This window comes from Bifidobacterium saguini DSM 23967 (assembly GCF_000741715.1).
GTDB classification, from domain to species: domain Bacteria; phylum Actinomycetota; class Actinomycetes; order Actinomycetales; family Bifidobacteriaceae; genus Bifidobacterium; species Bifidobacterium saguini.
The window spans coordinates 180,722-203,421 of record NZ_JGZN01000013.1 but is presented as its reverse complement, the minus strand read 5'-3'; the positions used below and the strand labels follow the sequence as shown (position 1 = coordinate 203,421).

Annotated in this window: 20 protein-coding genes and 2 tRNA genes; 16 read left to right on the top strand and 6 right to left on the bottom strand. The window is 57.3% G+C overall.

The features are described from left to right. Window positions 1-134: 134 nt before the first annotated feature. From BISA_RS09155 to BISA_RS09145, 3 genes are read left to right on the top strand one after another with little or no spacing between them, the layout of a single operon-like run. Window positions 135-761 carry a Pr6Pr family membrane protein gene (locus tag BISA_RS09155; RefSeq protein ID WP_033891661.1) on the top strand — a complete coding sequence of 209 codons (627 nt, stop codon included), beginning with the start codon at window positions 135-137 and terminating at the stop codon, window positions 759-761. A gap of 46 nt (window positions 762-807) precedes the next feature. Continuing rightward, window positions 808-1,572 (top strand): ribonuclease PH, encoded by a 765-nt coding sequence (rph, locus tag BISA_RS09150; protein ID WP_033891660.1) that lies wholly within the window; start codon window positions 808-810, stop codon window positions 1,570-1,572. Between the two features lie 41 nt (window positions 1,573-1,613). Further along, the gene (locus tag BISA_RS09145; RefSeq protein ID WP_033891538.1) at window positions 1,614-2,354 is read left to right on the top strand and encodes a non-canonical purine NTP pyrophosphatase; all 741 of its coding nucleotides are present in this window, start codon (window positions 1,614-1,616) and stop codon (window positions 2,352-2,354) included. A 116-nt stretch (window positions 2,355-2,470) separates the two neighbouring features. Here the strand turns inward: BISA_RS09145 and BISA_RS09140 are convergent, their stop codons facing one another. The 3 genes from BISA_RS09140 to BISA_RS09130 all read right to left on the bottom strand — a co-directional run bounded on the left by BISA_RS09140 (window position 2,471) and on the right by BISA_RS09130 (window position 3,817). Further along, window positions 2,471-3,472 (bottom strand): AEC family transporter, encoded by a 1,002-nt coding sequence (locus tag BISA_RS09140; protein WP_033891536.1) that lies wholly within the window; start codon window positions 3,470-3,472, stop codon window positions 2,471-2,473. A 112-nt stretch (window positions 3,473-3,584) separates the two neighbouring features. Beyond that, window positions 3,585-3,665 (bottom strand) — tRNA-Leu (locus tag BISA_RS09135). 79 nt (window positions 3,666-3,744) lie between these two features. Beyond that, a tRNA-Thr gene (locus BISA_RS09130) sits at window positions 3,745-3,817 on the bottom strand. 310 nt (window positions 3,818-4,127) lie between these two features. Here BISA_RS09130 and pgi point away from each other — a divergent pair. From pgi to BISA_RS09110, 4 genes are all read left to right on the top strand, one after another. Next, complete coding sequence (gene pgi, locus BISA_RS09125) at window positions 4,128-5,828, top strand: glucose-6-phosphate isomerase (protein ID WP_033891535.1); 1,701 nt, start codon at window positions 4,128-4,130, stop codon at window positions 5,826-5,828. Window positions 5,829-6,191: 363 nt separating this feature from the next. Then, the gene (locus BISA_RS09120; protein WP_202806965.1) at window positions 6,192-7,100 is read left to right on the top strand and encodes a DUF362 domain-containing protein; all 909 of its coding nucleotides are present in this window, start codon (window positions 6,192-6,194) and stop codon (window positions 7,098-7,100) included. Window positions 7,101-7,126: 26 nt separating this feature from the next. Continuing rightward, window positions 7,127-7,708 (top strand): ECF transporter S component, encoded by a 582-nt coding sequence (locus BISA_RS09115; protein ID WP_033891534.1) that lies wholly within the window; start codon window positions 7,127-7,129, stop codon window positions 7,706-7,708. A gap of 88 nt (window positions 7,709-7,796) precedes the next feature. Next, complete coding sequence (locus BISA_RS09110) at window positions 7,797-8,225, top strand: DUF1893 domain-containing protein (protein WP_051917461.1); 429 nt, start codon at window positions 7,797-7,799, stop codon at window positions 8,223-8,225. A 183-nt stretch (window positions 8,226-8,408) separates the two neighbouring features. Here the strand turns inward: BISA_RS09110 and BISA_RS09105 are convergent, their stop codons facing one another. Next, a complete protein-coding gene (locus BISA_RS09105) occupies window positions 8,409-9,575 on the bottom strand; it encodes an ATP-binding protein (protein ID WP_033891533.1) in 1,167 nt (388 codons plus the stop codon). A 382-nt stretch (window positions 9,576-9,957) separates the two neighbouring features. Beyond that, window positions 9,958-11,535, bottom strand: coding sequence for an alpha-N-arabinofuranosidase (locus BISA_RS09100; RefSeq protein WP_033891531.1), 1,578 nt, complete (start codon window positions 11,533-11,535; stop codon window positions 9,958-9,960). On the opposite strand from BISA_RS09100, the gene BISA_RS12900 reads away from it, so the two are divergent. Next, the gene (locus tag BISA_RS12900) at window positions 11,534-11,692 is read left to right on the top strand and encodes a hypothetical protein (RefSeq protein ID WP_156099597.1); all 159 of its coding nucleotides are present in this window, start codon (window positions 11,534-11,536) and stop codon (window positions 11,690-11,692) included. The genes BISA_RS09100 and BISA_RS12900 overlap by 2 nt on opposite strands. Here the strand turns inward: BISA_RS12900 and BISA_RS09095 are convergent, their stop codons facing one another. Beyond that, entirely contained in the window at window positions 11,693-12,955 is a 1,263-nt protein-coding gene (locus tag BISA_RS09095; protein ID WP_033891530.1) for an MFS transporter, read from the bottom strand. Between the two features lie 374 nt (window positions 12,956-13,329). On the opposite strand from BISA_RS09095, the gene BISA_RS09090 reads away from it, so the two are divergent. From BISA_RS09090 to araA, 8 genes are all read left to right on the top strand, one after another. Then, window positions 13,330-14,343: a LacI family DNA-binding transcriptional regulator gene (locus tag BISA_RS09090; protein WP_033891656.1), complete on the top strand. Its 1,014-nt coding sequence runs from the start codon at window positions 13,330-13,332 to the stop codon at window positions 14,341-14,343. A gap of 196 nt (window positions 14,344-14,539) precedes the next feature. Then, complete coding sequence (rplS, locus tag BISA_RS09085; RefSeq protein WP_033891529.1) at window positions 14,540-14,905, top strand: 50S ribosomal protein L19; 366 nt, start codon at window positions 14,540-14,542, stop codon at window positions 14,903-14,905. Between the two features lie 177 nt (window positions 14,906-15,082). Continuing rightward, window positions 15,083-15,973 (top strand): signal peptidase I, encoded by an 891-nt coding sequence (gene lepB / locus BISA_RS09080; RefSeq protein ID WP_033891528.1) that lies wholly within the window; start codon window positions 15,083-15,085, stop codon window positions 15,971-15,973. A gap of 111 nt (window positions 15,974-16,084) precedes the next feature. Then, window positions 16,085-16,777, top strand: coding sequence for a ribonuclease HII (locus tag BISA_RS09075; protein WP_033891527.1), 693 nt, complete (start codon window positions 16,085-16,087; stop codon window positions 16,775-16,777). Between the two features lie 186 nt (window positions 16,778-16,963). Beyond that, window positions 16,964-18,079, top strand: coding sequence for a LacI family DNA-binding transcriptional regulator (locus BISA_RS09070; protein ID WP_033891655.1), 1,116 nt, complete (start codon window positions 16,964-16,966; stop codon window positions 18,077-18,079). Window positions 18,080-18,334: 255 nt separating this feature from the next. Then, window positions 18,335-19,981: a xylulokinase gene (locus tag BISA_RS09065; RefSeq protein ID WP_033891526.1), complete on the top strand. Its 1,647-nt coding sequence runs from the start codon at window positions 18,335-18,337 to the stop codon at window positions 19,979-19,981. Between the two features lie 41 nt (window positions 19,982-20,022). Then, the gene (locus BISA_RS09060; protein WP_033891525.1) at window positions 20,023-20,715 is read left to right on the top strand and encodes an L-ribulose-5-phosphate 4-epimerase; all 693 of its coding nucleotides are present in this window, start codon (window positions 20,023-20,025) and stop codon (window positions 20,713-20,715) included. Window positions 20,716-20,864: 149 nt separating this feature from the next. Further along, a complete protein-coding gene (araA, locus tag BISA_RS09055) occupies window positions 20,865-22,382 on the top strand; it encodes an L-arabinose isomerase (protein WP_033891524.1) in 1,518 nt (505 codons plus the stop codon). Window positions 22,383-22,700: the final 318 nt, after the last annotated feature.

Genomic DNA, 22,700 nt, shown 5'->3' with positions numbered 1-22,700 from the left:
CTGACTATAAGTGTAGTCCTTATGTGGTTCCGGTGTGGGCCTGCGCGGGATTATGTCGGCGGATTTCAGGAAATGCAACGTGACAAGTCATGGGCTTTCGCGGCGAGGCTGGCGCAGTGAGTAGACTCATCGATATGAGATTCATTGCGGCACTATGGCGTCTGGCCATTGCGGGATTCTGCTTCGTAGGCACGTATGAGGCTTGGTCGAAGCCGCAATATTGGGTATATTTCACCTTCCAAACCGGCTTTGTGCTGGGCGTTGTGATGCTCTGGGCCGGAGCCGCCACACTGCTCAAAGGCATACAGCCGCCCGCTTGGCTGAAAGGTTGCGTCACGTTGTACGCCATTGTGACCGCACTGGTCGCCTTCTTTCTGATGCCGCCTGACGATCCCGCCTATGTGCCGCAAGTCATCGGCATTATGACCAATACCATGCTGCACAAAATCGCGCCGATCATGGCAGTAATCGATTTCCTGCTGTTCGATCCGCACCGCCGATTCCGCTGGCATTACATGTTTTCGTGGCTGCTGTATTTCCCTCTGTATCTTGCGTTTGTGCTGATTCGAGCTGCACTCTGGCCTAATTCCGGTCCGGCTGCGGGCGGGAGCCCATACCCGTATGAATTTATTAATCTGAGCACGCTTGGCTGGCAAGGCTTTGCAGTGAGCTGTGGCAAACTGGCGCTCGCGTTCATCGTGCTTTCTTTTGCAGTGTGGGTGATTGATCGTGCACTGCCGAAGAAAGCCTTGCTTGGCTAGGTGACTTGCGATTCGTGCGTGAGCCGGTTGGCGTATGCTGGGCCTCATGGCTGAAATTAAAGATTTGCTTCCTAATCATCAAATTATTCGTGCGGACGGTCGTGCTGTGGATGAGCTGCGTCCGGTTCGCATCACCCGCCACTTCACCGACGCTCCTGAAGGCTCGGTGCTGATTGAATGCGGCAACACCCGCGTGATGTGCACCGCAACCTTCACTCCTGGTGTGCCGCGCTGGCGCAAGGATTCCGGCCTCGGCTGGGTCACGGCCGAATATGCGATGCTGCCGCGTGCCACATCCGAGCGCACTGATCGTGAATCCGTCAAGGGCAAGCTCGGTGGCCGCACAATGGAAATCAGCCGACTCATTGGCCGCTGCCTGCGCGGTGTTGTCGATATGAAAGCATTGGGTGAGAACCAGATTCAGCTTGACTGCGATGTGCTGCAGGCGGACGGTGGTACTCGTACCGCTTCCGTGACCGGCGCGTATGTGGCGCTGGTCGATGCGGTGAATTGGGCTGAGAAGAACCGTCACATCAAGTCCGCCGCCAAGGTGCTGAAGGATTCAGTGTCCGCGGTATCCGTGGGCGTGATCAATGGCACGCCGATGCTCGACCTGCCGTACATCGAAGACAGCCAGGCCATGACCGACATGAACGTGGCCATGACCGGCTCCGGCACGTTCATTGAAATTCAGGGCACTGCTGAGCATCGTCCGTTCAACCGTGCCGAACTCGGCACCTTGCTTGACCTCGCTGAAAAGGGCAACAAGGAGCTGCAGGCCGCCCAGCGTGCCGCCTTGGCTCTGGATTGATTCCACTGACCGAACTTGCAATCATATAAGGAGAAAACCCGATGAAACTTGTCGTTGCCACGCACAACGAAGGCAAGCTGGTGGAAATCCGCCGCATTCTTGAAGAGGACTTGGGTGCGGATGCCGCAAACATCGAGCTGGTTTCCGCTGGCAGTCTGCATCTGCCCGACCCGGTGGAAACCGGTGTGACCTTTGAAGAGAATGCGCTGCTCAAGGCGCGCGATGTGGCCAGCTGCACAGGCTTGCCCGCCATTGCCGACGATTCCGGCCTGATTGTGGACGTGATGGGCAATGCGCCTGGCATTCTGTCCGCTCGTTGGGCTGGTGCGCACGGTCATGACAAGGCCAACAATGCGTTGCTGCTCGCTCAGATCGAAGACATTCCGGATGACAAGCGCACTGCTCGATTCCGATGCGCAGCGGCACTGGTTGTGCCGGACACTGAAGCCGGCATCGATGTAACTGGTGATGCTCAGGCTGCGGATTCCGCTACGGCCCAGAGCGCTCCAGTAACCGGACGCTACGCCATCAAATCTGAAGTGGTCAAGCTAGGCGATATGGTCGGCCGCATTATTCGCAAAGAACGCGGCGAGCATGGTTTTGGCTACGATCCGCTGTTCGTGCCGAACGACCAGCCTGCAGGCCGCACCAGCACCGACCCTGATTATGAGGGTGAGCCGCTCACCAGCGCCGAAATGACCCCCGCCGAAAAGAACGCGATCTCCCATCGAGGCAAGGCGCTCAAGGCTTTGGTGCCGGATATCGAAGCACTGCTTGGCTGATGCTTCGGTATCGACCTGAATGCGGCAAGTAGCCGAAAGACGATTTGAGGCCTGTACTTTCATTGTTCTGAAGTACAGGCCTCAAATCATATCGTGTGATTGTCGCGCCGCCTCAATCACACACCCATCAGCGCGTGGGCAATAGCCATCAGCACTAACGAAATAATCGCAGTCAAGGCTAGCGAGAAGCCAGCGAGCTTGGCATTGCCGAGCACCTTATCGGTGAACAGTGTGGAGAAGATGGCGATAGGTGCCAGCGCACAAATGACTGCGACCGCGCGAATCGAAGCGCTGAATGGCAGCAGGAACCATGCGGCGCAGGCGAATGCAATACTGAACGGCAGTCGCCATGCCACAACGGCCAGCACCTCGCGCACATCGTGCTTGGATTGCGGCAAATCCATGAGCATACCCACCATCAGCATGGATACCAGTGCGTTTGCACCACTGAGCGGCTGGCATATGGTGGCAATCCAGTCAGGAATATGCACATTGAACATGGTGAGCGCAATCATCAGCAGATAGGTGTCGAACGGTACTGAACCGAGGAAGCTTTTGCCAATAGTGCGCAACAGTGCGCGCCTGGCCAGTCGCTTAGCGTCGCGATCCTTGGGCTTTTCATATGGCAGCGTTGGTGCAGAGCCGGCGTGCTGTTCGGCGAGTGTTTTGCCGGGCTGAATATGCAGAAGTTGCTGGGTGAGCACATTGGTGCCGGCTGCAACCATCACACAGTTACCAATATCGAACATTGCGGCAGGTACTACTGCACCCGCACCCCAGAATGATTGCACTACCGGGAAGCAGAAGCAGCCGAGGTTAAACCCGGCACCATTGAGCATCAGGAATGCGCGGTCGGTGACATTGCGCTTGCGTGTGGCGATGAAAATGCACACGACTGGAATGAACGAACAGAAGAACGCGAACAGCGAAATCCAGAGTAGGGAGATGTCGTGAGGATTTGTGGCGAACGAGTAAACAATGGCACCCGGCAGCACGATATTGAATTCCGCGGTTTGCAGGACTCGGTAATCCTTTTGCCCGAAGAGGCCAAAACGCCGAAACAGGTAGCCGGCAAGAATGATTAGCAGCAGGCCGACTGGCGTAAGTATGGCAGACACAGCTTTTCTCCCTCAATCGCGTACGGTTTTACTATCCTCGCCGTGGCGGACTGTGAACATGAAGCGTTGAGGGATTTCTCACACCGCGGACATGTGATGTGAGTTTTGAGGGTGCGCGAGATGGGACTTGAACCCACACGTCAAAGACACAGGAACCTAAATCCTGCGCGTCTACCAATTCCGCCACTCGCGCGTTGCTGCATATCGTTCGCGCCAATTGATGCGAGGCGATATGCAAAACCCTAGGCGGACGAACCTACCTAGGGCAGTCGAGCCACTTGTCAGAATCGAACTGACGACCTGCTCATTACGAGTGAGCCGCTCTACCGACTGAGCTAAAGTGGCTTGTCTCGCGGAAAGCATTCGCTAACCGCGCACAAGATAATGAGTATAAAGCACACTGTGGAAAAACGCCAATCGGACGTGTTCGAGCGTGAATACGGTGGTTCGAGAAACGCCGAGAGGGTCGCGCTCGGTGAGTGACCAAATGGTAACTATATATAGGTTTCTGGCGCGTGCAACGTAGTTCGACTCCGCGACACTGACTGTTTTTGTTCTGTTCATGTCCGAATTTGTGAGTATTCTGTTTGGTGATACGGAGCGCAGATGAACCGTGTGCGCGGGCGCTCCAATCAACGAGGAAAGGAAAATTCCAATGGCAATCAATCCTCCTGTTGACGCCACCAAGACCCCTGCATGGGTTGCGTTGCAGAAGCACTATGACGAGCTTCAGGCCGAGGGCATCGACCTCAAGAAGTGGTTCGCTGAAGATCCCGACCGCGTCAAGGAGCTGAGCTTCGACGCAGGCGACCTGCACTTCGACCTGTCCAAGAACCTGATCAAGCCGGAAACCCTGCGCCTGTTCACCTTCCTCGCCGACGAGGTCAAGCTCGGCGACCGCATCAAGGCCATGTACACCGGTGTGCACATCAACAACACCGAGGATCGCGCTGTGCTGCACACCGCGCTGCGTCGCCCGGTTGAGGATGAAGGCAAGTACATCGTTGACGGTCAGGACACCGTCAAGGACGTGCGCGAAACCCTCGACAAGATTTACGCTTTCGCTGATGACGTTCGCTCCGGCAAGTGGACCGGCGTGACCGGTCGCAAGATCGAGACCGTGGTCAACATCGGCATCGGTGGCTCCGACCTGGGCCCCGTCATGGCTTACGAAGCCCTGAAGCCGTACGCTGACGCCGGCATCTCCGCCCGCTACATCTCCAACATCGACCCGAACGATCTGGCTGAGAAGACCAAGGGCCTTGACCCGGAGACCACCCTGTTCATCATCGTTTCCAAGACCTTCACCACTCTGGAGACCCTGACCAACGCTCGCGAAGCCCGCACTTGGCTGCTCGAAGAGCTCGAGGCCAACGGTGCCATCGCTTCCGGCGATGCCGCTCAGCGTGCTGAAGCCATCAAGAAGCACTTCGTGGCCGTCTCCACCAACCTGGAGAAGGTTGAGGAGTTCGGTATTGACCCGGCCAACGCTTTCGGCTTCTGGAACTGGGTTGGCGGCCGTTACTCCGTCGACTCCGCTGTCGGCACCTCTCTGGCTGTGGTCTTCGGCCCGGCTCGCTTCGAGGAGTTCCTGCACGGCTTCCACGAGATCGACGAATACTTCGCCAACACCCCGTTCGAGAAGAACGTCGTTGTGCTGCTCGGCATGCTGAACGTGTGGTACCGCAACTTCTTCAAGGCCGCTTCCCACGCCGTGCTGCCGTACGACCAGTACCTGCACCGCTTCCCGGCCTACCTGCAGCAGCTGACTATGGAATCCAACGGCAAGTCCGTGCGTTGGGACGGCACCCCGGTCACCACCGAAACCGGTGAGATCTTCTGGGGCGAGCCTGGCACCAACGGCCAGCACGCTTTCTACCAGCTGATTCACCAGGGCACCCAGCTCATCCCGGCCGACTTCATCGCGTTCGTCAACACCCCGAACCCGACCAAGGACGGTGACCAGGACGTGCACGAGCTGTTCCTGGGCAACTACTTCGCTCAGACCAAGGCTCTGGCCTTCGGCAAGACCGCCGACGAAGTCCGCGCCGAGGGCACTCCGGAAGAGATCGTTCCGGCTCGCGTGTTCACCGGCAACCGTCCGACCACCTCCATCTTCGGTGTGGCTCTGACCCCGTTCGCACTTGGCGAGCTGATTGCTCTGTACGAGCACATCACCTTCGTTGAGGGTACCGTGTGGGGCCTCGACTCCTACGATCAGTGGGGCGTCGAGCTCGGCAAGCAGCTGGCCAAGCAGATCACCCCGGCCATCTCCAAGGATGACGAGGCTCTGGCCGCCCAGGATGCTTCCACCCAGTCCCTGATTGAGTTCTACCGCAAGAACCGCGAGTTCTGATTCCACTCGCGTTCTGATTGGAACTTCGGTAATTCGTCATAAACGACGTTGACACCGTAATATGAGGCTTTCCTCCATGACCGGAGGGAAGCCTCATGTCGTTTTTTCCGTAAATCTTTGTACTGACGTTGTCTCAGTGCAAGGATTTACGGGAATTGGGCTTATCTTCCTGAATTTCTTGTACTGAGATGGCGCCAGTGCAAGGATTTCCGGAGAATAGACCTCTCTCCCCGAATTTCTTGCACTGAGTGTGCCTCAGTGCAAAGATTTTGGGGGATTAGGCCTAAATTCCCAAATTTCTTGCGGTGAGGCATCCTGAGTATCCTTGTATCTGGAAGCGACCATGAAGCAAGGAGGCGGCACATGGTGGAAACGCATAATCACGATACTGACTACCCAATGGCGGCCAATGTCTATTTCACAAGGGATATCAGCCCAGCCGGCCTGATGCGTGTGTACGAAGCGCTCGGCGCAAGGCCTCAGGGCAAAGTGGCCGTCAAACTCAGCTCCGGTGAAGGCGGCAACACACACTACCTCCAGCCGGCGCTGATCAAAGATCTGGTGCAGCACCTGAACGGCACCATCGTGGAGTGCAACACCGCTTACCCCGGTACGCGCGACATTTCCGCACACCACTGGCAAACCATCAAAGACCACGGCTTCCTTGACATTGCCCCCTGCGATATTCAAGACGAAGAAGGCGAAATCACCATCCCGGTCGAAGGCGGCAAACGCATCACCGGCGACATCGTTGGCTCGCACTTCCCGAACTACGATTACTATGCCGTGCTCTCCCACTTCAAAGGCCACATGATGGGCGGCTTCGGCGGCGCACTCAAAAACATCTCCATCGGCATGGCCTCCTCAAACGGAAAGAAGCGCCTGCACTCCGGTCAGGACGAGATCCTGCCTAATCCGTTCAGTGGCGATCAGGACTCCTTCCTTGAGGCAATGGCCGAAGCTGCAACCGCCGTATTCAACGCGCTCAAGGGCAATATGCTCTTCATCAACGTGATGAACAACCTTTCCGTGGATTGCGACTGCGATGGCAACCCGCACCCGCCCGTCATGGCCGACATCGGCATCTGCGCATCACTTGACCCGGTGGCCGTGGACCAGGCCTGTGTGAACATGGTTTACGTTTCGCATGACAACAAGGAACCGCTCATCGAACGCATCGAATCCCGCCACGGCATCCATACCATTGAGCACGCCGTGGAGATGGGCCTCGGTTCGCGCGACTACCACCTCATCGACCTCGACCAGCGGTAAGAGCGGTAAAAGAAGGAGCTTGAACTATGCAAACCGATACTGCAGCGCGCACCTATGCGCTGCCGTCCGTCAAATTCCAATCCGCGGCCGCCGTGCTCGCCGTCATCGCCGCGGTGGCGCTGCCACAGATCTTCCATGTAGCTGGTGCCGCGCTTGGCTTGGGCACGGCCCTCGGCCAAATACTGCTGCCGATGCATCTGCCGGTGTTGCTCGTCGGCCTCCTCGCTGGCCCTTACGCCGGTGTGGCAACTGGTGCTTTTGCGCCCGTTATCAGCTTTGCCTTAACCGGTATGCCGATGGCTCCAATGGTGCCGTTTATGGTTATTGAGCTTGCAGCGTACGGTCTGTTTGCGGGACTGCTGCGCGGGGTGCGACTGCCCAACGCTGTTCCTTCGCCCATCGCTTGGCTGATTAAGCTGCTTGGCGCGCAGGTTGCCGGCCGTGTGATCGATGCTATTGCTATCGCTGTGGCTGTTTATCTGCTCGGCAATGCGCAGATGTCCATCGCCTCGGTTGCGGCTGCAGTCGTAACTGGTTTGCCGGGTCTTATTCTGCAGTGGATTGCGATTCCGGTGATTATGTTCGCTGTGGATCGCAAGCGCGACTGAACATCTTCAAATATCTGTGTATTCCTCATCGATTGCTACTCGTATGGTGAGTCGCAATCGATGAGGATTTTTCATAAGAGGGACGATCATGTCTGATATTGAACAAGCGAAAGCACTGCTGAAATCGAACTCGGCACTCGGCTGCGTGGCCTGCCGCAGTAACGCTGAGACCCTGACCGGCACTGGTAGGGGAGTGCGACCACTGCTGCAATGGCTTGCTGCTGGGCAAAGCTTGGATGGATATTCTGCCGCTGACCGAGTGGTTGGCAAAGGCGCCGCGTTGCTCTATGCCAAGCTTGGAGCCAAAGCCGTATATGCCGAAACAATGAGCGAAGCTGGGCTGAAAACCCTGCAACACAACGATATAGCAGCTTCTTATGGCACTCTGGTCCCGATGATTCTCAATCGCACAGGCACCGGCATGTGCCCAATCGAGCAGTCGGTGGCAACCATCAGCGATCCAGCCGCCGCTGAACCGGCCATCCGCGCAGCTGTAGCCAGGCTGATGCAAGGTTAACCCTGCAGCGAATCATTCTCATTAAGAACCGTGTGTGGATTTTGAGCGGCAAATCGCACATCGGGACATAAGAAAATGGCGGAACCGCAATGATTCCGCCATTGTGTGTTCGAGTGATTATGTGCGTTTCCTTGCACAGTTCGAGCGCCACTGTCAAACTGTGTGCGGAACTGGTATTGCTGGTTATCCCACGAGCCTATTGATGTCGTTGATGCCGATGACCTGACCGTGGCGAGTGTCGAAGGTCTCGTTGCCTCCGTAGACGACGTATCGGTGGCCGGAGTCGAGTCCCATTGCCGGGGCAAGGTCTTCGAGGTTTTCGAATGCCTTCGGCCTGTAGGTGGTGGATGATTTCACTTCGATGGCATACTGCGGGTGCCCGCCTTTTTCAATGATGAAATCGATTTCCTTCTGGTTACTGTCCCTCCAGTAGAAGAGTTTCGGTTCACGGCCGATTGCTTGGTACTGTTTGATGATTTCGACGGCGATGGCGTTCTCGTACAGATTGCCGCGGTACTGACTGGTGAGCAGTTGGTTGGAGGAATCCATGCCCAGTAGGTTCGCGGCGAGTCCGGTGTCGTAGAAGTAGAGTTTTGGCGCTTTGATGAGTCGTTTCCCGTAGTTTTTGTGGTAGGGGTGCAGTCGGAAGGTGATGAAGCTTGTTTCCAGAACGGATAGCCAGTCCCGGGCGGTGTCGACGCTGATGCCACAATCGTTGGCGAGACTGGTGATGTTGAGGACTTCGCCGACACGGGTAGCGCACAGTGTGAGGAACGTGTTGAACTCGGGAATTTTTCTGACTCCGAGTTCAGTGCGGACATCACGAGCTATGTAGGTTTCTACATAGCTGGGGAAGAAGTCGGACGGGTCGATGCCCCTCGACACGGGACGGGGATAGCAGCCGTTGAATAAGAAGTCGTCGATAGTGTCCGGAATTTGCCCGGATGCGGTGATTTCTGAGTAAGACAAGGGCAGCAGATGGAGCACGGCGACGCGTCCGGCCAGTGATTGGGAGATACGTTGCATGAGTAGGAAATTCTGCGACCCGGAAAGAATATATTGGCCGGGCTCATTGCGTTGATCAATCACGCCCTGAAGATAGGAAAATAGTTCGGGGACGCGTTGCACTTCGTCCAAGATTACATGATTGTCGTATCTGGAGAGGAATGCTCGTGGATCATCTAATGCGAGCTCGCGCGTATCCTCGTTCTCGAGCGAGACGTAACGATAATCTGGGAACGCTTCTCTTACGAGTGTGGATTTGCCGCTTTGGCGTGGCCCTGTCAAAGTGATTGCGGGAAAAAGATCTGCCAGGGAAAGCAGCTTGGCGGTAAGTGCGCGGGGAATCATAGGCTGCTCCTATCTAATCCGTTTCTCGTCAGTATCGAGTCATAGGGCGCGAGCGTAATCGACGCATCTCTAGTCACTGATTCGCATAAGTTCTAATCGATGATTTACATACATTATACTCGTTGATTTACATAATATGTAGTCGTTGATTTGCATAGGCTGGATGTTCGCCATTGTGGTGGATTTCGGAATTGGTTGATAGACCCTGCAGCGAATCATTCTCATTAAGAAACGTGCGGGGATTTTGGGTGGTGAATCGCACGTCGGAGCATAAGAAAATGGCGGAATCGCAATGATTCCGCCATTGTGCATTTGATTGCTTATGTGCGATTTCCGCGCACAGTTCGAGCGCCACCGCCAAACTGTGCGCGGTCTAAAACGCTCACGCCGTAAAACGCACCGCCGACCAAGCGATAGACGGCAGCGCAAAGCTCACCGAAGCGCCATCAACATCCACGGCCAGCTCCTGCGGCGTCACGGCCAGCGGATCGTCTGCGGTGTTCTTGTGGTACGGGTCATCGTCATGCAATACTTCGGCATGCGTCACTGCAAAGCGGCCAGCATCCACGCCCGGCAAGGCCGAAACGTCAATGGACACTTCATGAGCGGCATCTGGGTCGCGGTTCACGGCCAGAATTAGGCCTTCGCGCGTGGTCTCATCCCAGGTCACCACGGACTCCAGCGCCTGCACATCGCCATACGTTTCAGTGTGGAATGTCGGACCATCGACCGCAGGAGCATAAGCCACACCGCGGGCGTGGTTGGCCACTTCGGCGAACGGATAGTAGATGGTCTGCTTCCAAGCCGGTCCGTTCTCTTCGGCCATGATCGGGGCGATCACATTGACCAGCTGGGCACGAGATGCGGAACGCACACGATCACAATGCTTAAGCAGCGTGATCATCAAGGAGCCCTCAACCACGGCATCGGACGCGTTATACACATCCTCGAGCAGATGCGGTGCCTTTGGCCACGGTTCGGTGTGCAGTCCCTCGGTTTCGGCGGCCTTCCACTCGGCTTCCTGCTTCTGCCAAACGTCCTGATACCATACGCCCCACTCGTCGAAGGAGATGGCGATATCCTTCGTGCCGTGGTTCTGTTTGCGCGCATAATCGGCGCAGGAGGCCACCGTGGCGATGAACTGCTTCATGTCTTCGGAAGAAGCCAGGAATTCACGCATGCCTTCCGGCTTGTGCGAATCATGGTCGTGATCGTAGTAGTAGGCGTGTGCGGAAACGAAGCTCAGGTATTCGTATGCGCGGGTGAGCACGGTCTTCTCCCACGTGCCGAAAGTTGGCATTTGGGCGCTGGAGGAGCCGCAAGCCACCATTTCCAAGCCGGATTCGGCGAGCTTCATGGCATGTGCCACCTTCTCCACGCGGCTTGCATACTCCTCGGGGGTCATGTGGCCCACCTGCCAAGGGCCATCCATCTCGTTGCCGATGCACCACATGGCAATGTTCATCGGCTCCGGAATGCCATTGGCCACACGGCGGTCGGCGATGGTGGTGCCGGGGGCGCCATTCACATACTCAAGCTCGTCAAGTGCTTCCTGCAGACCGCGGGTGCCCATGTTGACGGCGAGCATGATTTCGGTGCCGGCCTTCTTGCTCCAGTGGTAGAAGTCATCGATGCCGACCTCGTTGGTTTCGGTCTGGTGCCAGGCCAGTTCGCGGCGTACTGGGCGCTTCTCGCGAGGGCCGGTGCCGTCTTCCCAGCGGTAGTTGGAGACGATGTTGCCGCCCGGGTAGCGTACGCAGGTGACGCCGAGCTCCTTGACGAGGTCGAGTACATCCTTGCGGAAGCCGTATTCGTCAGCGGTGGGATGGGTCGGCTCGTAGATGCCGCCGTATACGCTGCGGCCAAGCTGTTCAACGAATGATCCGAACAGGCGGCGCGGAATATCGGCAACTGGGGTGAATGTTGCGATAGTGGTCTTGGATGGTGATGTGGTGCTCATGACGTTGTCCTTAGGCTGTAAAGAAAAAGCTGTTTCGATTGTAGAAAAGCCGGGGATGGTCGTCGGTGATTATCCGGCCGGTAATGATTGGAAGATTACTGGAGCCAAGCCTTACGCGTGGCAAGGCTTGGCTCGATTGCTATTGAATTATGGATGATTACTTCACGCGCTTGATCATCATGATTAGCAGGCCGCCGATCACGCAGATGATGGTCTCGGCCGGGAACATGGCACGGTAGCCGAGAACGTTGATCACGCCGGCGGCGATCATCGGGCCGAAGACCTGACCCAAGGTATTGGCCATATTGATGATGCCCAAGTCCTTGGCGGCAGTCTTCGGATCAGGAAGCACGGCCACGTTCAGTGCCTGGTCAACGGCGTTGTAGGCACCCATGCCGATGCCGGCGACCACGGCATAGGCGAGCATGGTCCACGGCTTGGCTTCGATGAACGGGAAGAATGCGCCCACGCCAAGCATCACGGTGGTCACGGCAACCGGAGCCTTCAAACGGTGGAACTTATCGGTCAGCGGTCCTGCGATGGCGCAGAACAGGATGCCAGTGATCATCAGGATGATGGACATGATGGAGACGGAGCTTGCGGTGGCCTTGTCGTCCAGCTTCATGTAGTCGGTGAAGATGTACAGCTGGTAGCCCACGATGACGTACTGGCCGGTGACCATCAGAATCTTGCCGGCGAGAGCCAGATAGTAGTCGCGGCAGTTCTGGGTCGGGAACATGAAGTTCTGCTTCAGGGTGTTCAGATCAAACTTGGCGCGAGGCTCATCGAGGTTGCTGGGTTCCTTGGCGATGACCGCGGAAAGGATGCCGCCAATCACGGCGAAGGCGGCGAGCACCTGGATACCGGTGCCCACGTTGCCGAGGAACTGGGAGGCGATGATGCCGGAACCGTAGTTGCCGAATGCCATGCCGATGCCGTAGAAGGAGGAGATGGTGCCGCGCCAACGCGGTGCGACACGATCGGAAAGCTGGGCGATCATCGGGGCGACGACTGCATTCAGCACAGCTTGGTAGATGGCCCATACGCCGAGCAGCACAGGAATGTTCGGGGCCATAGAGAGCAGCCACAGCAGTACGCCGGAAAGAATCGAGCAAATGACGATCCACGGGGTGCGCTTGCCATGCTTGGTGCGGGTGATGTCAGACAGTGCGCCGGCCAGAATGTTGGCGATGGTGGCCACGATCATGGCCACGGCGGAGAAGGTGGCCACCAAGGTGACCTTATCGTTCGGGGCAAGCTGCTGAATCTTGGCCGGCAGCAGGGTGACTGAAGTGCCGACGTATGGGCCGAGCCAGCAGGCCGGGCCGATGACGAGTGCCCAACCAATGCGAGTGGGCAGCTTGGGCTGTGATTCGTTGGTAACGCCCACCGTTGTGGTGGTTGCTTCGTTGGAAGACATGGGGAAGTCCTTTCTTCTGTTATTCCCAGTGGTAACAACGCTGCACTACACGTTTAGGAAACTTTCTCTGTTTTAGAGAAACTTCGTTGTTAATTTGCACTGTAGTAATTCGGTGTTTGCGCTATCAAATACGGCGTGTTGCTTGATATGGCGCGTTTTATGGGCATTTTCCCAACTTTCGTAGGATAAAAGAAAGTTTCATAAAAACTTTCTTTTTTTGGATGGAAGGTAAAGATTGTTCTGCGCTGCGACCGTCAGCTGTTTTCCCGCAGCCTCCGCGATGCATTGATACTGCCCGTGCATCTGCTTCGAATGACGGCGAAAGTTTCGTCTTCATTGCATATCCGGCTCTAAACTGCGCTATGGTAAAGGCCATGACTTCCCAACCCGGCAATACCAAGCTCGCCCAAATCGCCCGAGAGGCAGGGGTGTCCCTATCGACGGTGTCCAAGGTGCTCAATAATCGCCCGGGTGTATCCGATGCCACGCGTAAACGCATTGATGCGTTGCTGGAAAAGAATGGGTATCGCCGGCGCAAGCGCACTGAGCAGACCACGACCAATATGGTTGAGCTGTTGCTCGACGATCTTGACACACCGTGGTCCGAGGAGATTCTTTCCGGTGTGCTTGCCGGGCTCAACAAGCCATATGTGCCCATTGTTTCCGCCAGAACCAACGAGGATTGGAATATCAGCGATTGGCTGGAAGAGGTACTGGCTCGTAAATCAGCCGGCGTGATCATACCGCTGTTCGAATTTCCCAAAGAAGCCGAAGAACGTCTGGCTCGCTCCGGCATTCCTGCGGTGCTCGTCGACCCTACCGGAGAAGTGCCGAAAAATGTGCCCACTGTGGGGTCGAATGATTATGTAGGCGTGCGCGAGGCTACGGAATACTTGATTGCACAAGGTCATACGCGCATCGCATTCATCGGTGGCCCAACCTATCTGCAGACTGCCTTAGCTCGATTGGATGGTTTTCGCGGTGCCATGCGGCAGGCAGACATCCCGGTAGACCCCGCGCTGATCACATCCGGGGAGTTTCGCTATGAAGACGGACGCGAGCATGCACGCAAGCTGCTTGACCTGCCGAATCCACCCACGGCCATCTTCGCCGCCAGCGACATGCAGGCTGCCGGCGTATATGCGGTCGCATGGGAGCGCGGTCTGACAATCCCGAACGATCTATCGGTAGTCGGATTCGATGATTTGCCCACCAGCCGCATGCTGCTGCCCCCGCTGACCACCGTGCATCACGCCGTGCGAGAAATGGCACAATTTGGCGCCACTACGCTGATGCAGCTGCTCGAAGGCAAAGGTGGTTCCATGCCCACGCATATCGAGCTGACCACGAACCTGATCGTGCGCCAAAGTGTCCGCAAGCTGCCGTAAACTTTTGCTTTGTTGTGCCGAGAAGTAGGCCGCCGCATAAGCCAACTTCTCCAAGGGTCCAGTCGAACAAGACTTTCGGCGGATTGGCAGACTTCCCAAAGGCAAACCTGAGGGATAAATGTGAGCGATTGCGCCACATTATGTTGGCAGCAATCCCAACCTAGGGCTGGTATGCGGCAGCACTGAAGGAACAACAATGGTTAACGCTATTGAGGCTTTTGACGCCAAGCACATGAAGCCGGCTGAGGAAATCCCGGCCTTCCGTCCCGGCGACACCGTCGACGTGAACGTGAAGATCAAGGAAGGCAACAACTCCCGTATCCAGACCTTCACCGGTGTGGTGATCGCTCGTCAGGGTGCTGGCGTTCGTGAGACCTTCGTGGTCCGCAAGATCAGCTTCGGCACTGGTGTGGAGCGTCGTTTCCCGGTTCACTCCCCGTCCATCGAGTCCATCAAGCTCGTGCGTAAGGGCCGTGTGCGCCGCGCCAAGCTGTACTACCTGCGCGCTCTGCGCGGCAAGGCTGCTCGTATCGTCGAGCGCCGCGACAACTCCGCTAAGTGAGTTCGTCAATAGGTTTGTTGCAGCTTGCGACTATGCAGTCGCGCGAATAAACCGTGAAATTCAGCCCGGAATCGTTTGTGGTTCCGGGCTGAATTCGTATTGGGCAAGTAAGATGGAGCCCGCTTATATGCCGGCTACCGGTTACGCGGAAACAGACTGGACCACGGAGGATGTGCAATGCAGGATGATCAGGATAACGAATCGCTGCCGATTTCCGTGATTGCCGAAACTCCGAGCGCGGATCCGCTGCAATCTGCGGACGCTGCAGTCACCGATGCTGCCAATGCGGCCGCTGATGCCGAATCCTCGGCCCGTGACCTACGCACTTTGCAAGTGGCCGATCATGGCGTTGATGTGACTCCGGTGCCGCCTGCCGTAGTGGTGGTTGGCAGAGGATCGCAAAAAACCGTGGCTCGTCACGCCAAGAGTGCAGCCGAACCCGATGATGGCGGGTTCACGTTGCGTGACTTCTTTATCTGGTGCGGCGTACCGGTACTGATTGTGTTGCTGATTCGTATTTTCCTCGTGGGATTCTACGAAATTCCATCTCGATCCATGATGGATACGATTGTGCCCGGAGATCGAGTGGTGGCCAGCAAACTCACCCCGAAATACTTTGATTTGCAACGCGGCGACGTGGTGGTCTTCAAAGATCCGAACAATTGGTTGAGCGCCGAGCAAAGTAACGGCCTCGGCGGAGGATTCCTTATCAAACGTCTGATTGGTTTGCCTGGCGACACCGTGGAGTGCAAAGGCGCCGGTCAGCCGATTACCATCAATGGTGTGGCGATTAATGAATCCTCTTATATTCGCCCCGGCGTGGATCCGAGTGCCTTCCCATTCTCGGTGACCGTGACCGAAGGCCATGTGTTTGTGATGGGTGACAATCGCGCTAATTCCGCCGATTCCCGTTACCATCAAGACGATGGAGATCACGGCTTGGTGCCCATCTCCGATGTGGTGGGTACCGGCCTGGTGACGTACTGGCCTCTTAACCGCATTGGCGTGCTCGATGCCCATCACGATGTCTTCGCCAACGTCCCTGACCCCACTTCCTCCGCTTCCTGAATTCCTTTTCCTTGACTCGCCTTGTCAAGGGAGGTGCCGGTGAAGCCGACGGAGGGGTAGTTCTTCGGTGGAAGTTTTGAAACGCATTGAGTTGTTTATCGGAGGTAAGGCATGCCGAAAATCACGCCAACACTGGAACTTGAACAAAGCCTTGCCTCCCAAGGCTATGACTTGATCGTTGGCTTCGATGAAGTCGGGCGCGGAGCGCTCGCCGGGCCGGTAATGGTTGGCTGCGCTGCGATTTGGGCGCGCGATTTGAACACCCTCGATGTTCCCGCAGGCGTAGCCGATTCCAAAATGCTCACCGAACATCGCCGCGAAGCCATCTACGACGAACTGTGTAACTGGAGCGCCGCCTGGGCGGTGGGCCAGGCCAGCAATACTGAAATCGACGACTGGGGCATCTCCTATGCGCTTGGCATTGCTGCCCTGCGTGCGCTTACCCAAGCCGAACGGCAGCTTGGGATGAGAGCCGATCAGCCGCTGCGAGTCGGCGCAATCCTCGATGGTCCAAGCGACTACATCACCAAAGCATTAGGCACTTTTGATGCGCCAGATGTACCGATTCCGGCCGCAGTCACCACCAAAGTCAAAGGTGACCAGCATTGTGCCACGGTAGCTACCGCCGCGGTGATTGCCAAAGTCACTCGAGATCGGCTCATGGTCGACATTGCACGCAGCCATCCGCAGTATGCGCCATACGAATGGGAGCACAACAAGGGCTATGGCTCTTCGGCTCACCGTGCAGCCATTGCCGCCCAAGGCCCGACTCCGCTGCATCGCATCAGCTGGCATCTGACCTGAGTTGTTGCGGGTATGCGAATAATGAGAGCCGTGGTCTTCGAACGAGAGGGAGTGAACATTATTCCCCGCGACACGGCAATGTGAGCGTTAACGCTCCTTGATGAAAACGCGCTAAAGTCAATACCAGCAATGCCATTCAACGGCTGTGCAATGGATGCCAGTCGCGAGCGGAAAGGTTCAGGTGGTATGGTGAACAGCCGCAAACCAAGCAAGCGTCCGTCCATGTTCGAGGTGGCCAAACTTGCCGGAGTAAGTCATCAGACCGTTTCCCGCGTAATCAACAATTCTCCGGACGTTTCCGATGCCACCCGTGCCAAGGTTCAGGCCGCAGTCAATCAGCTGGGTTACCGTCCATCCAATTCCGCGCGCGCATTGGCCTCCCACCGTTCGCGCACCATCGGCCTGATTGCAGGCGGTATGAAGTTCTTCGGCCCTATTTCCGCCATCGCGTCCATTGAATCCATCGCGCGCGAGCACGGGCTATTCATGAGCGTCATGATGGTGCACGAGGCGCTATGCACGCAGGCTGAATTCGATAACCTGTGCGATACATTCATCGAACAGAACGTGGATGCTTTTATTTTCCTCACGCCGACTGATGTGATGTTCGCGGCGGCCTGCCGAGCCAAAGTCAACCAGCCTCGCGTTATCGTGACCTCTACTCACGGTCAGATGACCGTGCGCGAGGGCTTGAGCCTGATTTCCGCGGATAATAAGCGACGCACTGCGCTGGTTGGTGTTGATCAGTGGGATGTGATGGCCAAAGTGGTGAGGCTGATGAGCGAATATGGCCATAAATCCGCGCTGTATTTCGCTGGTCCGAACGAATGGCGTGACGCACATACGCGTCTGGACGCATGGCGCAAACTTTCGGCCATGCACTCCATCGATTCGCAGATAGTGCGTTGCCATACCTGGAATTCCGATGAATCCTATGCGCAGATGAACCACTTGCTTGACGAATATGGTGTTAAAGGTGCGCCGCTGCCCACGGCGGTAGTGGCTGCGAACGACAGCCAGGCAGTCGGCATTATTCGTTCTCTGCATGAGCATAAGATCAGGATTCCGCAGGATATCAGCGTTGTAGGCTTCGACGATATGCCTGGCATGGATAACCTGTATCCGCCACTGACCACCGTGCGCCCTGATTTTGAGGCGTTGGGTGGCGCAGCCATGCGTGAAACATTGCGTCTTTTGGGGGAAGGCTCCGAGCCTGTGTTCCTTACTAATCAGCACAGCGTGGGGTTGATTCCGGCCAAGGTGATGAGCCGCAGCTCGCTGGGTCCCGCCCCGCGCAGATAAATATCGGCTGTTATTTCGTGGCTCCCCTTGTTAGGGGAGCTGGTGGAAAAGCCGACTGAGGGGTAGTTAATAAGAGGTGCCGTTGCGTCAATAAGCGATTCACTTGCTGTTATCGATTCGTTATAAACGAAATAACGCTATAAGTTGTGTCGAACCTCGGTTATAGGTACAATAATTTTCGGAAATTGTGAGCGCTAACAGAAGTGCCCCAAAGAAGGGGAGCAAACCCCGGCGCTCCACAGGGTAAGGATAGATATGGCAGTTATCGACAACGCGGCCGAGCAGGTCGCTAACATCGCCGAGAAGATTCGCGCGGGCAAAACCACGCTGGGCATTGAATTCGGCTCCACCCGAATCAAGGCCGTTCTGATCGACGACACCTTCCACACCATCGCTTCCGGCGACTACAGCTGGGCATCCCACCTCGAGGATGGCCTGTGGAGCTACTCCACAGAGGAAATCTGGGGCGGACTGCAGCACGCCTACGCTTCTATGGCCAACGATGTTGAGACCGCATATGGCGAAAAGCTCACCCACATCGGCCACATCGGCTTCTCCGCCATGATGCACGGCTACCTCGCCTTCGACGAGAACGGCGAGCTGCTCGTCCCGTTCCGCACCTGGCAGAACACCAACACTTCCGAAGCTCACCAGAAGCTCTCCGAGCTGTTCCAGTACAACATTCCTGAACGCTGGTCTATCGCTCACCTTTACCAAGCTGTGCTCAACAAGGAAGAGCACGTCTCCAAGGTTGCATACTTCACCACTCTGGCCGGCTATGTGCACTGGAAGCTCACCGGCAAGAAGGTGCTCGGCGTTGGCGATGCCTCAGGCATGTTCCCGATCGACCCGACCACCCACACCTACGAAACCGAATTCATCGAGAAGTTCGACGCCCTGCCCGAGGTTGCCGCTCAGCCTTGGAAGCTGGAGAGCCTGCTGCCGACCCCGCTCGTCGCCGGCACTCCGGCCGGTGAGCTGACCGAGGAAGGCGCCAAGCTGCTCGACCCGTCCGGCACTCTGAAGCCCGGCATTGTGCTCGCACCTCCGGAAGGTGACGCTGGCACCGGTATGGTGGCCACCAACTCCGTGCGCGTGCGCACCGGTAACGTCTCTGCCGGCACCTCCATCTTCGCTATGGTCGTGCTCGAGCACAAGCTCAAGGCCCTGCACCCGGAAGTCGACCTGGTCACCACCCCGGCCGGCGATCTGGCTGGTATGAGCCACGCCAACAACTTCACCTCCGATTTGAACGCTTGGGTCGGCCTGTTCGGCGAATTCGCCAAGGCCATCGGCCAGCCGGTCGATGCCGGCACCCTGTACGGCACCCTGTTCCGTGCAGCCATCGCCGACGATGTCGACGCCAACTGCGGCGGCCTGTTGAACTACCCGTTCCGCTCCGGCGAATTCCTGGCCGGCCTGCCCGAAGGCCGCCCGCTGTTCGCCCGCAGCCCTGAGGCTCACATGACTCTCGGCAACTTCATGCGCGCGCAGCTCTTCTCCGCATTCTCCCCGGTCAAGATCGGTATGGATGTAATGACCAAGCAGGAGCATGTGCAAATCGACTCCCTCGTGGGCCACGGTGGCATCTTCGCTACCCCGAAGGTCGCCCAGAAGATTCTGGCCGCCGCCTTCAACACCCCGATCAAGGTCATGTCCACCGCTGCGGAAGGCGGCGCATGGGGCATGGCAGTGCTCGCCAACTACCTGTGGAACACCAACGAAGACCACTCCAACCTGGCCGACTACCTCGACGGTTGCGTCTTCAAGGATGCCCAGTCCGTTACCGAGACCCCTGTGGCCTCCGACGTCATCGGCTTCGAAGACTTCTTCGCCCGCTTCTCCAAGGGCCTGCCGATCGAGCACACCGCCATCGAGTCCATCAACCTCGAAGACAAGTAAGTTTTAGCAAGCTTCCAACTAAGTGGAAAGGAAAACCAACAATGGCAACTTTGGCTGATTACGGCCCCGAGGTTCGCGCCGAGGTCAAGCAGGTTCGTGAGGTCGTCTCCAACCTGCACCAGCAGCTGATCAAGTGGAACCTGGTCGTCTGGACCGCAGGCAACGTCTCCCAGCGCCTGCACACCGCCGACCTGTTCGTCATCAAGCCCTCCGGCGTTCGCTACGAGAACCTGACCCCGAACTCAATGGTCGTCGTTGATCTTGACGGCAATGTTGTCGATGGCACCGAAGCTCCGTCTTCCGACACCGCTTCCCACGCCTACATCTACCGCAACATGCCTGACGTCTATGGTGTTGTGCACACCCACTCCACCTACGCCACCGCATGGGCTGCTACCGGTCAGAACATTCCTTGCGGCCTGACCATGATGGGCGACGAGTTCGGTGGCCCGGTCCCAGTTGGTCCGTTCCGTCTCATCGGCTCTGAGGCCATCGGCAAGGGTGTTGTCGAAACCCTCAAGAAGTACCCGAAGTCCCCGGCTGTCCTCATGCAGAACCACGGCCCCTTCACCATCGGCAAGGATGCAGAAGGCGCTGTCAAGGCCGCTGCCATGACCGAGGAAGTCGCTCACACCATGTGGGCCGCCAAGCAGCTCGGCGACATCATCGAGATCGACCAGGCCGATATCGATAAGCTTAACGACCGCTACCAGAACGTCTACGGTCAGCACTGATCTGGCGGAGTGTCCGCGGCGTTGCTCCTCGGTCGACGTACCTTCGTACGCCTTCCCTCGGTGCGCCTTGCGGACACACACGCCAGCCCAGTGCTTCCAGCACTGATTTTTAAACACTCCACACAACGAAGTAAATAAAAGGAGCCACTATGGCAATGGAAAACCCCTTTGAGGGCAAGGAAATCTGGTTCGGCGTCGGTTCCCAGGACCTGTACGGCGAGGAAGCTCTGCGTCAGGTCGCTGAGCACTCCGCCGAAATGGTCGACTACCTGAACAAGACCGGCAAGATCCCGGCCAAGATCGTTCTGAAGCCGACCCTGAAGTCCTCCGACGGCGTCAAGCAGTTCATGGTTGAAGCCTCCGCCAACCCGAACGTCATCGGCGTCATCACCTGGTGTCACACCTTCTCCCCGGCCAAGATGTGGATCCGCGGCCTCGAAGTGCTGACCAAGCCGCTGCTGCAGCTGGCCACCCAGCACCACAAGGAGATTCCGTGGGAGACCATCGACATGGACTTCATGAACCTGAACCAGGCCGCACACGGCGACCGTGAGTTCGGTTACATCGTTTCCCGCCTTGGCATTCCGCGCAAGATCGTCGTCGGCCACTACACTGATCCGGAAGTCGCCGAGAAGGTCGGCACCTGGGCTCGCGCTTGCGCCGGCTGGGACGCCTCCAACAACATGAAGGTCATGCGCTGGGGCGACAACATGCGTAATGTTGCTGTCACCGAAGGCGACAAGACCGAAGCCGAGCGCGTGTTCGGCGCTTCCATCAACACCTGGGCCGTCAACGAGCTCGTCGCCGCATACGATGCCGTCAAGGACGACCAGGTCAAGGAAATCATCGAGGACTACAAGGCCAAGTACGACGTTGACCCGGCTCTGCTGGACGCCAAGTACGACTCCCTGTTCATCGCAGCCAAGGAAGAGGCTGCTATGGTCAACATGATGCGTGCCAACGGCTGCACCGCAGGCGTCGACAACTTCGAAGACCTCGGCGCTCTGCCGCAGCTGCCGGGCGTTGGCCCACAGCGCTTCCCGTCCGAGTACGGCTGGGGCTTCTCCGCTGAAGGCGACTGGAAGACCGCTGTCCTCGTCCGCATCGGCGCTGTGATGGGCTACGGCCTCGAGGGTGGCGCCTCCCTGATGGAGGACTACTCCTACAACTTCACCGCTGGCAACGAACTCGACATGGGCTCCCACATGCTCGAGGTCTCCCCAGCCATCGGCACCATCGCCAAGCCGAAGCTGGAGATTCACCCGCTGGGCATCGGCGGCAAGGCCGACCCGGTTCGCCTGGTCTTCTCCGGCGCTCCGAAGAAGGACGCAGTCGTCGTCTCTATGGCCGACGAGCGCGAACGCTTCCGCCTGCTCATGGACGTCGTCGACGTCGTCGAGCCGCAGGGCTCCCTCAAGGAACTGCCGTGCGCCCGCGCCGTCTGGAAGCCGCAGCCTGACCTGAAGACCGCCGTCCAGTGCTGGATCACCGCCGGTGGTTCCCACCACACCTGCATGACCACCTCCGTTGGCCGCGAGGCTTGGGAAGACTTCGCCCGCATCGCCGGCGTTGAGCTCGCCGTCATCGACGACAAGACCACCGCTCGTCAGTTCGAGAAGGAACTGCAGCTGTCCGAGATGTACCACCGTCTTGACAACCGTCACTGATTAATGGAGTGTCCTCGTCGTTGTTCCTCGGTCGACGTACCTTCGTACGCCTTCCCTCGGTACGCCTAGAGGACACACACATTAAATCAGCGCCGGCAAACCGTCACTGATTGGATAATTGAACAGCGGAGCGTATACCGCCTTTCTTCAGGCTCGAAATACCGTTGTATTCCTTCGTCCTCAGACGGCGGTCTCCGCACACGCTATTCAATTCTCTTCTTGACTCTTTAGAGTGAAACTGCCCAAGGGCCGCTTCGGGAAACCGGAGCGGCTCTTTTGCGTTGCCGCGCTATAAATTGCAACACAAGCACCAAGATT